Consider the following 12,542-nt stretch of genomic DNA (forward strand, 5'->3'; position numbering starts at 1 on the left):
CGCCGTGCCTTGCGGTCAGACGAAAACCACCGATTGTAACGAATGACCCGCTCTCTCGCCCCGCATGCCGCACACCGCGTCGTGCTCGACTCGAACGTCTGGATCGACATCCTCGTATTCGACGACCCCGCTACACGCCCGATCCGCGCTGCGCTGGAGCGCGGCACGCTGGCTGCCGTGATCGACAGCCGCTGCCTGACCGAACTCGAGTACGTGCTCGATTATCCGCAATTCCAGTCGCGCGCGATCGACAAGGCGGCCGCCCTCGCGACCGTTGCCCGCCTCGCAAGCCTCGTCGAACCGCCGCCCGTCGACGCCGACGCGCCGCCGCTGCCGAAGTGCAAGGACCGCGACGACCAGAAGTTTCTCGAACTCGCCCGTGCCGCGCAGGCCGAGTGGCTCGTGTCGAAAGACCGCGCGCTGCTGAAGCTCGCGAAGCGCACCGCACGCGACTTCGGCTTCCGGATCGCGCAGCCTGCGCCGTTTACCGAGGCCTGCGCACTCGACGCCACGCCGGCCTGACGCATACCAACCGATTTCGACCGTATCGATGAACGCTCCTTCAGACATGCCAACGACTCCCGTTTTCCCCTCGCGCCTGCCGAACGTCGGCACGACGATCTTCTCGGTCATGAGCGCGCTTGCCGCCGAAAAAGGGGCGGTGAACCTCGGCCAGGGCTTCCCGGATTTCGATTGCGACCCGCGCATCGTCGACGCGGTCGCGGCCGCGATGCGCAACGGGCACAACCAGTATCCGCCGATGGCCGGCGTCGCGCCGCTGCGCGATGCGATCGCCGACAAGATCGCGCAGGTCTACGGCCGGCGTTACGATCCGGCTACCGAAATCACGGTGACGGCCGGCGCCACGCAGGCGCTGCTAACGGCGATCCTGTGCGCGGTGCATCCGGGCGATGAAGTGGTCGTCGTCGAGCCGACCTACGACAGCTACCTGCCGTCGATCGAACTCGCGGGCGGCAAGCCCGTGTTCGTCACGCTGGAAGCACCCGACTACGCGATCCCGTTCGACCGTCTCGCGGCCGCGATCACGCCGAAGACGCGGATGATTTTGATCAACACGCCGCACAACCCGACAGGTACCGTGTGGCGCGAGGCGGACATGCGCAAGCTCGAGGACATCGTGCGCGGCACCAACGTGCTGATCCTGTCGGACGAGGTGTACGAGCACATGGTCTACGACGGCGCGCGCCACGAGAGTGTCGCGCGCTACCCTGAACTCGCCGCACGCAGCTTCATCGTGTCGAGCTTCGGCAAGACCTACCACGTGACGGGCTGGAAGGTCGGCTATGTCGCGGCGCCTGCCGCGCTGACCGCGGAATTCCGCAAAGTCCACCAGTTCAACGTGTTCACGGTGAACACGCCGATGCAGATCGGGCTCGCCGACTACCTGCGCGACCCGGCGCCGTACCTGTCGCTGGCCGGCTTCTACCAGAAGAAACGCGACTTCTTCCGGGCCGGCCTCGAGCGCTCGCGCTTCAAGCTGCTGCCGTGCCCGGGCACGTACTTCCAGTGTGTCGATTACTCGGCGATCAGCGACCTGCCCGAAGCGGAATTCTCGAAGTGGCTCACGTCGGAGATCGGCGTGGCTGCCATTCCGGTCTCGGCGTTCTATCACGAGCCGCACGAATCGGGCGTCGTGCGCTTCTGCTTCGCGAAGCAGGAAAGCACGCTCGCGTCCGCGCTCGAACGACTCGCCCGCCTGTAAGGCCCGCACGGGCGGCCGCACGCCGCCCTGCGGAAACCGCGCTTACGAACGCGCGACGCTCGTCGCTTCGATGTACGCCTTGCGCTCGGCGGCCACGCGCTGCGCGGCCGGACGCTCGGCAACCTGCTTCGCATGCGCCTTCCAGTCGATGCCGGCGTCGAGCAGGAAATCGCGCCCGAATATGGCCTTCGTCGCCATCCCGATGACCGGCAGATGGACCCACGCGGCGATGTCCGCGAGGCCGAACGAGCCGCCGAGAACATACGGCGAAAACTGCGTCATCTGCTTGAACGCATCGATCGCACGCGGCAGGCGCTTCTCGACGTGCGCCTTCATCCCGTCGCTGACCTTGCCGCCGAAAAACGCTTCGGTATAGACCTCGCGCGCCATCCATTCGAGATACAGCTCGAGCGTCTCGACCAGTTCGCGCACCTTCGCGGCCGCGAACGGGCTCGCCGGGAAAATGCCTTTCTCGGGATAGCGCGCCGCCAGGTATTCGATGATCACCTGCGACTCGAACAGCGCGCCTTCTTCGGTCTTCAGAAAGGGAATCTTGCCGAGCGGCGAATCGGCGAGCTGCGCCGCGTCGCTGATCGGCAAACCGCATACCGCTTCCTCGAACGGAATGTCGTGCTCGAGCAGGACGAACTTCACCTTGTTGTAGTAGTTGGACAACGGAATACCGCACAGCTGTAGCATCGGAGTCTCCTTCCTTGCTGAAGCGCAGCCGCAACGGTGCCGGCCGCATCGGGATTCATCGCGCTGAAAAGCACGTTCGTGCTAGTCTAAAGCAAGTTTTGCGTTCGTCACGACAACATTACATCCGCTGCGGCTGCAGCTCCGCCTGCCCGTGCAACACACCCGGCGCCGCAGCCCCGCCATCCGATGGAGACACACTCGCATGAGTGCTGAACTGCTGGCCTCGCGTCCGCCCGAGAGCGAATCGACGCTCGTCCTCACGCTATCCAATCCCGGCGCGCGCAACGCGCTGCATCCCGACATGTACGCGGCCGGCATCGAAGCGCTCGCCACCGCCGAGCGCGATCCGGCGATTCGCGCCGTCGTGCTGACCGGGGCCGATCGCTTCTTCTGCGCAGGCGGCAACCTGAACCGGCTGCTCGAGAACCGCTCGAAAGACCCGTCCTACCAGGCCGACAGCATCGACCAGCTCGCCGCATGGGTCACGGCGATCCGCGCATCGACGAAACCGGTGATCGCGGCCGTCGAAGGCGCCGCGGCCGGCGCGGGCTTCTCGCTCGCGCTCGCGTGCGACCTGATCGTCGCCGCGCACGACGCGAAATTCGTGATGTCGTATGCGCGCGTGGGCCTCACGCCGGACGGCGGCGGTTCGTGGTTCCTCGCGCGCACACTGCCGCGCGCGATGGCAGCCGAGATCCTGTTCGAAGGCAAGCCGGTCACGGCCGAACGCCTGCATGCGCTCGGCGTCGTCAACCGGCTCGCAGTGCCCGGCACGGCACTGAACGACGCGCTCGCCTGGGCCGACGCACTCGCCGGCATCTCGCCGAATGCGCTCACGCGCATGAAGTCGCTGCTCGACGACGCGACGGCGCAACCGCTCGATGCGCACCTCGGCACCGAGCGCGATCATTTCGTCGCCTCGCTGCATCATGCGGACGGCCTCGAAGGCATCACCGCCTTTCTCGAGAAGCGTCAGCCGCACTACAAACGCTGATCCGCCCCACCGCCCATCGCAACGACGCAACGCCGCCGCATCCGGACGATGGGGCGCGCAGCGTCGACAGCGACCTTCCGCTGCGGCTGCACGCATCCGTCTGCCCGCTCGTTTCCGTCGCCAGCAGCCCGCGTCGATCCATGCTCTAATGGCCGCCTGTCGCGGCGCTGCCGGCGCCGTTTTCGCGCATGCCACCAAGGAGTTGACGATGATCGACGTCTATAGCTGGGCGACCCCGAACGGCCACAAGGTGCACATCATGCTCGAGGAAACTGGCCTCGCGTATCGTGCCCATCCGGTCGATATCGGTGCAGGCGACCAGTTCCAGCCCGAGTTCCTGAAGATCAGCCCGAACAACAAGATCCCCGCTATCGTCGATCCGGACGGCCCCGGCGGCCGGCCGATCTCGCTGTTCGAATCGGGCGCGATCCTGATCTACCTCGCGGAGAAAACCGGCAAGTTCCTGCCGGCCGATCCGGCCGCGCGCTATGCAACGCTCGAATGGCTGATGTTCCAGATGGGCGGTATCGGCCCGATGCTCGGGCAGGCGCACCACTTCCGCCTGTATGCACCGGAGAAGATCGAGTACGCGGTCAACCGCTACACGAACGAAGCGAAGCGCCTGTACAACGTGATGGAGAAGCGCCTCGGCGAATCCGAATATCTCGCAGGCGACACGTACACGATCGCGGACATTGCGACGTTCCCGTGGACGCGCTCGTGGCAAAACCAGGGCATCGTGCTCGACGAATTGCCGAACGTGAAGCGCTGGCACGACGCGATCGCCGCACGACCGGCCGTGCAACGCGGCGTCGAGGTACTCGCATCGATGCGCAAGCCGCTGCAGGACGACAAGGCACGCGAGGTGCTGTTCGGCGCGACGCAATACGCGAAGCACTGACACGTGCGTGACGCGCGGAGCGGCATCCGTACCTGCCGCTCCGCCCTTCAGAAGTAGTGCAACGTGATGAACTCCGCCGCGCATACCGGCCGCGGCGCATCGGGATGCTCGACCTCGATCGACACCGACCACGTCACCTGTATGCCGCCCCGCGCGGCCTCGGCCGTTTCCTTCACCGCGAACAGCGCGCGCACGCGCGCACCGACCGGCACCGGCTTCAGAAACCGCACGCGGTTCAGCCCGTAGTTCACCCCCATCTTCTGCTCGAAGCGCATCGCGTCGGTCATCAACGCGGGAATCAGCGACAGCGTCAGGAACCCGTGCGCGATCGGTCCGCCGAACGGCGACTCGCGCCGCGCGCGTTCGGGATCGACGTGAATCCATTGATGATCGCCGGTCGCGTCGGCAAAGCCGTCGACGCGCGGCTGGTCGATCTCGATCCAGTTGCTCGCGAGCGGCGCCGCACCGACTCGCGCCTGCAGCGCCTGCGCCGATGCGATCAGTGGCAAGGTCGCATCGGTCATGCGTTCGCCCGTCCCGGATGGCGCAGCCCGAAGAGCACCTTCGTGTGCACGCTGATCACCGTCTCGCCGGCTTCGTTCACGCCGACCCACTCCGTCGACACGATGCCGCGGTCGGGCTTGCTCTCCGACACGCGCTTGTCGTGGACCTTCTGGTACATCGTGATCGTGTCGCCGGCTCGCACCGGCTTGAGCCAGCGGATCGAGTCGATGCCCGGCGAACCCATGCTGGTCGAATCCGGCCCGAGCTTCTTGATGAGCAGGCTCATGAACACCGAGCACGTATGCCAGCCGCTCGCGACGAGCCCGCCGAAGTGCGATGCCTTCCCGGCTTCCTCGTCGAGATGGAACGGCTGCGGGTCATAGCGTTTCGCGAACGCCTTGATGTCGTCGGGCTCGAACGTGTAGCTGCCCACTTCGGTGGTGCTGCCGACCACCAGGTCTTCGTAACTGATACCCACTTGCAAGTCTCCTTGTCTGGCGCGCTCGCGCGTCGCCGTCATGCCGCGTCGGCCTGCGCGAAATCGGGCAGCGCCGCGATGCGGGCCAGATGATGATCGGTATCGCCGAGCGTCGTCTCGATGATCGTCAGCCGCTTGAACAAATGCGCGGCGGCGACCTCGTTGGTCACGCCCATGCCGCCGTGCAACTGGACGGCCTGCTGGCCGACGAAGCGCGCGGCCGCACCGACACGCGCCTTCGCGGCCGACACGGCCTTGCGCCGCGCGTCGGCGTCGCCGCTCGCGTAGCGCACCGCCGCCAGATAGGTCAGCGAACGCGCCTGCTCGGCGTGAATCAGCATGTCGACCATCCGGTGCTGCAACGCCTGGAAACGCGCGATCGGCACGCCGAACTGCTCGCGCGTCTTCGTGTATTCGACCGTCGCGCGATTCAGCTCGTCGAGCGCGCCGACTGCTTCCGCGCACAGCAGGAACGTCGCGTAATCGGCAATCTGCTCGAGCGCCGCCGCGTCGCGCGCACCGCCCGACAGCAGCCGGGCCGGCGTTTCGTCGAATTCGAGCGTCGCGGCACGCTGGCCGTCGATCGTCCGGTAGTCGGCCACCTTCGCGTTCGCTGCGTCGCGTTCGACGACGAAGAGGCCGATGCCGCCGCTGTCGACACGCGCCGGCACGATCCACGCGTGCGCCTGTGCGCCATGCTGGACGACCGACTTGGTACCGGTCAGCCGGTACGTGCCGCCCTGCTCGCGTGCGTGCGTGTCGAGTTCGTACAGGTCGTAGCGCGCGCGCGGTTCGTGGAATGCGACCGCGACACGCTTCTGTCCTTGCGCGACCGCCTCCAGCAGCGCGGCATCCTCGCCTGCGCCGGAGCCGGCGACGCGCAATGCCTCGACGCCGACCGCCGTGGCCCAGTACGGCTCGATCACGAGCGCTCGGCACAGCTCCTGCATCACGACCAGCATGTCGACCGGGCCGCCGCCGAAGCCGCCCTGTGCGTCGGGCACGGGCAACGCGGTCAACCCCAGTTCGGTGAAGGCGCTCCACTGCGTGTCCGATACGCCCGCGTCGCTGCGCACGATCGCCTGGCGCGCTTCGAAGCCGTATTGCTCGCCGAGATAACGGCGCAGCGCGTCCGTGAACTGCTGCTGCTCATCGGTAAAGCTGAAATCCATGGTTGTCTCCGTTGCCTGATCACAGCCCCAGAATCATCTGCGCGATGATGTTTTTCTGGATCTCGTTCGAGCCGCCGTAGATCGACGTCTTCCGGTAATTGAAGTAGTACGCGGCAAGCGGCGCCGCATCGTCGTCGCCCGCGATGCTGTGCTCGCGCTCGCCGTCGAGGAACGGCACGTCGAACGGTGCAGCGAGCGGGCCGATCGCTTCGACCATCAGTTCGGTGAGCGCCTGCTGCACCTCGGTGCCCTTGATCTTCAGCATCGATGCTTCGGGGCCGGGCCCCTTGCCGCTCGTCTCGCGACTGACGACGCGCAGCACCGTCACCTCGAGCGCCATCAGCTCGACTTCGAGCGCCGCGACCTTCGCGGCGAACACCGGATCGGCGAGCAACGGCTTGCCGTTCTTGCGCTGGGTCGACGCCACGCGCTTCAGGAACGCGAGTTCGCGCTTCGACGCGCCGACGCGCGCGATGCCGGTGCGTTCATGACCGAGCAGGTATTTCGCGTAGGTCCAGCCGCGGTTCTCGTCGCCGACAAGATTCTCGACCGGCACCTTCACGTCCTCGAAGAACACCTCGTTGACCTCGTGGTCTTCGTCGAGCATGACGATCGGGCGCACCGTGATGCCGGGCGTCTTCATGTCGATCAGCAGGAACGAGATGCCCTCCTGCTTCTTCGCGGCCGGATCGGTGCGCACGAGACAGAACATCATGTCCGCGTACTGGCCGAGCGTGGTCCAGGTCTTCTGGCCGTTGACGACGTAGTGGTCGCCGTGGCGCTCGGCGCGCGTGCGCAGCGACGCGAGATCGGAGCCGGAACCCGGCTCCGAGTAGCCCTGGCACCACCAGTCCGAGCCGTCGAGAATGCGCGGCAGGTAATGGCGTTTCTGCGCTTCGCTGCCGTATTTCATCAGTACCGGCGCGACCATCGATACGCCGAACGGCAGCACGGTCGGCGCACCGATCCGTGCGCACTCCTCGTCCCAGATGTGCCGCTGCGTCGCATTCCAGCCCGGGCCGCCGTATTCGACGGGCCAGGCAGGCGCGGACCAGCCGCGCTGGCCGAGAATCCGGTGCCAGCTCGCGAAATCCTCGCGGTCGAGTCGTTTGTGATCGAGTACTTTGGCGCGCAGTGCGTGAGGCAGGTTGGCCTCGAGCCAGGCGCGGACGTCAACGCGGAACGCGTCGTCGGCGGGGGAATAATCCAGATCCATGCGCAGTGTCTCCTGTCGACCGGAGTTCGCGCTTTAGCGGTTACTCCGGTCCCATGCAGACGCTCGCCGCGGTCGTTCAGCCGGGCAAGGACCCACTGCGTACGTCATTGCAGCGGTTCTTTCAGCGCGGCGGGAATCGGCAGCGGCATCACGTCGATGCCTTCTTCGGCCAGGGATTGCGCATCTTCAGGCGTCGTGACGCCACGAATGCTGCGCGCGGGCGCCTCGTTGTAATGGATGCGCCGCGCTTCCTCGGCGAAGCGCTCGCCCACGTTCTCGGTCTTCTCCAGCACCTCGCGCAGTGCGCGCATCACCTGCGCCTGCAGCGCACGCGGATCGGCCGGCTGGGCCTGCGACGCGCCCGACAGGTTCAGGCGCGGCGCCGACGGCAGACGGTTGACCTCGGTCGTCCCGCACACCGGACATTCGACCAGCTTGCGGGACAACTGCGCTTCGAATTCATCGGCGGAAGCGAACCAGCCTTCGAACCGATGACCGTGCGGGCACTGTAAATCGAGGACCTTCATGTTGAATCAGGGCGTGTGACGAGTGTAGCGCAAAATGCGGTTTTGTGAACGATCGTGCTAAATCCAGATCGTGCGGCGCGAACGCGCCGCATCGAGGGATTGTAACGCCGCGCCCCACCCGCCGCTGACGCGACGCTCAGGGCGTCTGGATCGGCCCGAGCGGCCACGTGCCGGACAGCACCTTGTCGAGCCACATCGTGCCGATGATCGTCTTCACGTCCGAGATCTGGCCCGTGCGCACCCATTCCTGCAGGTCGGCCAGCGTCGCGGTGAAGGTTTCGAGGAATTCGCCCTCGTCGAGCTTGCGCTCGCCGGCCGTCAGCCCGCGCGCAAGGTACAGGTCGATGAATTCGGTCGAGTAGGAAATGATCGGGTGAATGCGGGCCAAAAACACATACTCGCGTGCCGTGTAACCCGTTTCCTCGCGCAGTTCGCGCACCGCGCATGCGAGTGCGCCTTCGTTCGGATCGAGCTTGCCGGCCGGGAATTCGGCCATCACCTTGCCGATCGGATAGCGAAACTGGCTTTCCATCAGCACGCGGCCGTCGTCGAACAGCGGGATCACCATCACCGCGCCCGGGTGCTGGACGTATTCGCGCACGGCCTTCTTGCCGTCCGGCAGACGGACGGTATCGCGCTTGAGCTTGAGGAACGCGCCTTCGAAAATCGCCTCGCTCTCGAGGCAGGTTTCGGTCAATGCGGCGTCGTGATTGGGTAGTTCGGCCATCGGCGGCTCCAAAATTGAGCGCGACGGCCAAGGGCCTGTCCGCGCTAATAACGAGCTTGCGCTGGCCGCCAGAAGGGCCGAGCGCAAGGATTGCGACGAAGCGGATACTCGACGTATTCGCAAGGAGCATGACGCCGCGATCGGCCCTTCTGGCGGCCAGCCCCGCGAATGATTTTTCCCAATCTGGGGAACGCGCCTTGCCGGCCGCCCTGCGGCGTCGATCGTCGCTTGTTTGGCGCGGCCAAACGGCGCTCACCACTCCTTGCATTGCAGCCGGCAAGGCGCATTCGCAAGCTCGTTATTGGCGCGAACAGGCCCTTGTCAGCGTCGTTTGACGAGATACTGGAACGTGAAGCCGGGGAACGCGAACACGATGAAGAGACTGAACGTGATCGCGTAAAACTGCCAGCCCTGTTCGAAGCGGTTGCCGGCGCGCGACTCGAGCCAGAAGCCGAGCGCACCGACGATGAAGTACAGCACGATCAGCTCGCCGATCCGCACCCACGCGCTCTTCTTCGCCGCGCCGAACGGCACGACGGCGAAGAGGCGTTGGTTCAGGAACGGCAGGTTGGCGCACACGAGCGCCAACAGCACGATAAACCAGCCGGCTGCCGACATTACAGCGGCAACGTGTTACGGATTGCCTGCAGGCAGGCCGTCAGCAGCGGGCTCGGGATCAGGCCGAGCACGACGACCGCCAGGCCGTTCAGCACGAGAATCGTGCGCTTGCAGAAGTCACCCGAGATCGGCGTCGCATCCTGCGGCGCATCGAAGTACATCAGCTTCACGATGCGCAGGTAGTAGAACGCGCCGAACAGCGACGTGATCACGGCCAGCACGGCCAGCCACGTCAGGCCCGCGTTGACGGTAGCCTCGAGCACGGCCAGCTTCGCGTAGAAGCCGACGGTCGGCGGGATGCCGGCCAGCGAGAACATCATGACCATCATCACGAACGCGAACACCGGGCTGCGCTTGTTGAGGCCCTTGAAGTCGTCGATCGTTTCCGCTTCGAAATCTCGGCGTGCGAGCAGCATCACCACGCCGAACGAGCCGAGCGTCGTGATCAGGTAGACGATTGCGTAGAACATCGCCGAGCTGTAGGCGTTCGCCGGTGCCGACGCGTCGCCCTTCACGATGCCCGCGAGCAGGCCGAGCAGCACGAAGCCCATGTTCGAGATCGCCGAGTACGCGAGCATCCGCTTGATGTTGCGCTGGACGATACCGGTGATGTTACCGACGATCAGCGACAGCGCAGCGAGGATCACGAGCGCGGTCTGCCAGTTCTGTGCGAGCGGCAGCAGGCCCATCACCAGGAAGCGCAGGCCCCACGCGAATGCGGCAACCTTCGGACCGCCGCCGACGAACAGCGTCATCGCGGTCGGTGCGCCCTGGTAGACGTCCGGCACCCACATGTGGAACGGCACGGCGCCGAGCTTGAACGCGATACCGGCGACGATGAAGATCACGCCGAACATCAGCACGGCTGCGTCGGTATTGCCGCCGACTGCCTTGTACACCTCGCCCAGCTCGAGCGAGCCGGTCGCGCCGTAGAGCATCGAGATGCCGTACAGCACGAAGCCCGACGCGAGCGCGCCCAGCACGTAGTACTTCATCGCTGCTTCGCTCGACTGCGCGGCGTCCTGGCGCAGCGCGATGACCGCGTACAGCGACAGCGACATCAGTTCGAGACCGAGGTACAGCGTCAGGAAGTTGTTGCCCGACACCATGACCAGCTGACCGAGCAGCGAGAACATGCCGAGCAGGAACACGTCGCCGCGGAACATGTCGCGATCTTCGAGGTACTTGCGCGAGTAGACGAGCGAGACCGCGAAGCCGAACGACACGACCGCCTTCATCGTGCTCGCGAACGAGTCGACGACGATCATCTTCGAGAAGAAGTAGTACTGATGCGGGTCGAGCGCCTGCACCGAGAACCACACGCCGGCGACGACCGACGAAACGACCGCGATCAGATAGGTCAGGCGGCGGCCGGAAGCACCGGTAAAGGTATCGTTCAGCCATGCGACGACGATGGCGGCCATCACCAGCGCGTCAGGCAACAGGACATTCATAGGAGCGTTCATGATCTTGAGTTCCTCCGCTCGCGATTACTGGGCCAGCGGCAGCTTCGACTGCGCGACGTGGGAGAGGAGGTTTTCCACGGAAACGTGCATCACGTCGGTGAAAGGCTTCGGATACAGGCCCATCAGCATCGTGAACGCGGCAAGCACGGCCAGCATCAGGAATTCGCGACGGCCGATGTCCTTCAGCTTGGCAACGTGATCGTTCGCCACCGCGCCGAAGTACACGCGCTTGTACATCCACAACGTGTAAGCCGCGCCGAGGATCAGCGTGAACGCCGCGCCGAAGGCGATCCAGAAGTTGTACTGGACGGCCGCGAGAATCACCATGAACTCGCCGACGAAACCCGAGGTACCCGGAAGACCGCAGTTGGCCATCGAGAACAGCATCGCAAACGCCGCGAACTTCGGCATCACGTTGACGACGCCACCGTAATCGGCGATCTGGCGCGAGTGCACGCGGTCGTACAGCACGCCGATGCAGAGGAACATCGCGCCCGACACGAAGCCGTGCGAGATCATCTGGATGATCGCGCCTTCGACGCCGAGCTGGTTGAAGATGAAGAAACCCAGCGTGACGAAGCCCATGTGCGCGATCGACGAATACGCGACCAGCTTCTTCATGTCGGACTGCACCATCGCGACGAGGCCGATGTAGATCACCGCGATCAGCGACAGCGTGATCACGACCGGTGCCAGGAAGTGGCTCGCGTCAGGCGTGATCGGCAGCGAGAAGCGCAGGAAACCGTACGCGCCGAGCTTCAGCATGATCGCAGCCAGCACGACCGAGCCGCCCGTCGGCGCTTCCACGTGCGCGTCCGGCAACCACGTGTGCACCGGCCACATCGGCACCTTCACCGCGAAGGCGAGGAAGAATGCGATGAACAGCAGGATCTGCGGCGTCATCGCGATCTTCGCGTTCTGCCACGTCGCGAGGTCGAACGAGTGCGTTTCCGTGTACAGGTAGATCAGCGCGACCAGCATCAGCAGCGAGCCGGCCAGCGTGTACAGGAAGAACTTGAACGCCGCATACACGCGGTTCGGGCCACCCCACACGCCGATGATGATGTACATCGGGATCAGGGTCGCTTCGAAGAACACGTAGAACAGCAGGCCGTCGGCCGACGAGAACACGCCGATCATGATCCCGGACAGGATCAGGAAGGCCGCGAGGTACTGCGCGACGTTCTCGGTGATCACCTCCCACGCGGCGATCACGACGATCACCGTGATCAGCGCGGTCAGCACGACGAACCACATCGAGATGCCGTCGACGCCGAGGTGATATGCGATGTCGAAACGTTCGATCCAGGTCGACTTCTCGACGAACTGCAGCGCAGCCGTGCTCGAGTCGAAGCCCGTGATCAGCGGGATCGTGACCGCAAGACCGAGCAGCGAGCCGATCAGCGCGACCCAGCGGGCCGTCCCCGGATTTTTGTCGTTACCCACCGCAAGCACGAGGAGGCCGAAAACGATCGGCAGCCAGATCGCGGTACTGAGAATCGGAAAAGCGTGCATTA

At 65.2% G+C, this 12,542-nt stretch carries 14 protein-coding genes; 4 read left to right on the top strand and 10 right to left on the bottom strand.

The features are described 5' to 3' along the window. The first annotated feature begins 42 nt into the window (after positions 1 to 42). Positions 43 to 522 (top strand): putative toxin-antitoxin system toxin component, PIN family, encoded by a 480-nt coding sequence (locus OHZ10_RS12255; RefSeq protein ID WP_342702609.1) that lies wholly within the window; start codon positions 43 to 45, stop codon positions 520 to 522. Between the two features lie 28 nt (positions 523 to 550). After that, positions 551 to 1,723 (top strand): pyridoxal phosphate-dependent aminotransferase, encoded by a 1,173-nt coding sequence (locus tag OHZ10_RS12260; RefSeq protein WP_174993829.1) that lies wholly within the window; start codon positions 551 to 553, stop codon positions 1,721 to 1,723. A 42-nt stretch (positions 1,724 to 1,765) separates the two neighbouring features. On the opposite strand, the gene OHZ10_RS12265 is transcribed toward OHZ10_RS12260, so the two are convergent. After that, entirely contained in the window at positions 1,766 to 2,422 is a 657-nt protein-coding gene (locus tag OHZ10_RS12265) for a glutathione S-transferase (RefSeq protein WP_174993828.1), read from the bottom strand. A 202-nt stretch (positions 2,423 to 2,624) separates the two neighbouring features. On the opposite strand from OHZ10_RS12265, the gene OHZ10_RS12270 reads away from it, so the two are divergent. Both OHZ10_RS12270 and OHZ10_RS12275 read left to right on the top strand, forming a co-directional pair. Next, on the top strand, positions 2,625 to 3,416 hold the full coding sequence (locus OHZ10_RS12270; RefSeq protein WP_342702611.1) for an oxepin-CoA hydrolase, alternative type: 792 nt from the start codon (positions 2,625 to 2,627) through the stop codon (positions 3,414 to 3,416). A gap of 208 nt (positions 3,417 to 3,624) precedes the next feature. Then, on the top strand, positions 3,625 to 4,317 hold the full coding sequence (locus tag OHZ10_RS12275) for a glutathione binding-like protein (RefSeq protein WP_256085095.1): 693 nt from the start codon (positions 3,625 to 3,627) through the stop codon (positions 4,315 to 4,317). A 47-nt stretch (positions 4,318 to 4,364) separates the two neighbouring features. Here the strand turns inward: OHZ10_RS12275 and OHZ10_RS12280 are convergent, their stop codons facing one another. From OHZ10_RS12280 to OHZ10_RS12320, 9 genes are all read right to left on the bottom strand, one after another. Continuing rightward, on the bottom strand, positions 4,365 to 4,841 hold the full coding sequence (locus tag OHZ10_RS12280; protein ID WP_059233614.1) for a MaoC family dehydratase: 477 nt from the start codon (positions 4,839 to 4,841) through the stop codon (positions 4,365 to 4,367). Beyond that, the gene (locus OHZ10_RS12285) at positions 4,838 to 5,299 is read right to left on the bottom strand and encodes a MaoC family dehydratase (RefSeq protein ID WP_059236673.1); all 462 of its coding nucleotides are present in this window, start codon (positions 5,297 to 5,299) and stop codon (positions 4,838 to 4,840) included. The genes OHZ10_RS12280 and OHZ10_RS12285 overlap by 4 nt, the downstream gene beginning before the upstream one ends. Positions 5,300 to 5,337: 38 nt before the next feature. Continuing rightward, the gene (locus tag OHZ10_RS12290; RefSeq protein ID WP_342702615.1) at positions 5,338 to 6,471 is read right to left on the bottom strand and encodes an acyl-CoA dehydrogenase family protein; all 1,134 of its coding nucleotides are present in this window, start codon (positions 6,469 to 6,471) and stop codon (positions 5,338 to 5,340) included. A 19-nt stretch (positions 6,472 to 6,490) separates the two neighbouring features. Continuing rightward, complete coding sequence (locus OHZ10_RS12295; protein ID WP_342702617.1) at positions 6,491 to 7,687, bottom strand: acyl-CoA dehydrogenase family protein; 1,197 nt, start codon at positions 7,685 to 7,687, stop codon at positions 6,491 to 6,493. A 104-nt stretch (positions 7,688 to 7,791) separates the two neighbouring features. Then, entirely contained in the window at positions 7,792 to 8,214 is a 423-nt protein-coding gene (locus tag OHZ10_RS12300) for a DUF1178 family protein (protein ID WP_059233611.1), read from the bottom strand. Between the two features lie 136 nt (positions 8,215 to 8,350). Then, entirely contained in the window at positions 8,351 to 8,941 is a 591-nt protein-coding gene (locus OHZ10_RS12305) for an NUDIX domain-containing protein (RefSeq protein WP_174993824.1), read from the bottom strand. 321 nt (positions 8,942 to 9,262) lie between these two features. Beyond that, on the bottom strand, positions 9,263 to 9,559 hold the full coding sequence (locus OHZ10_RS12310) for a DUF2818 family protein (protein ID WP_047898602.1): 297 nt from the start codon (positions 9,557 to 9,559) through the stop codon (positions 9,263 to 9,265). Then, the gene (nuoN, locus tag OHZ10_RS12315; protein WP_174993833.1) at positions 9,559 to 11,013 is read right to left on the bottom strand and encodes an NADH-quinone oxidoreductase subunit NuoN; all 1,455 of its coding nucleotides are present in this window, start codon (positions 11,011 to 11,013) and stop codon (positions 9,559 to 9,561) included. The genes OHZ10_RS12310 and nuoN overlap by 1 nt, the downstream gene beginning before the upstream one ends. 36 nt (positions 11,014 to 11,049) lie before the next feature. Then, entirely contained in the window at positions 11,050 to 12,540 is a 1,491-nt protein-coding gene (locus tag OHZ10_RS12320) for an NADH-quinone oxidoreductase subunit M (RefSeq protein WP_059233608.1), read from the bottom strand. Positions 12,541 to 12,542: the final 2 nt, after the last annotated feature.

The sequence above is a fragment of the Burkholderia arboris genome, assembly GCF_038723655.1.
Lineage (GTDB): Bacteria > Pseudomonadota > Gammaproteobacteria > Burkholderiales > Burkholderiaceae > Burkholderia > Burkholderia arboris.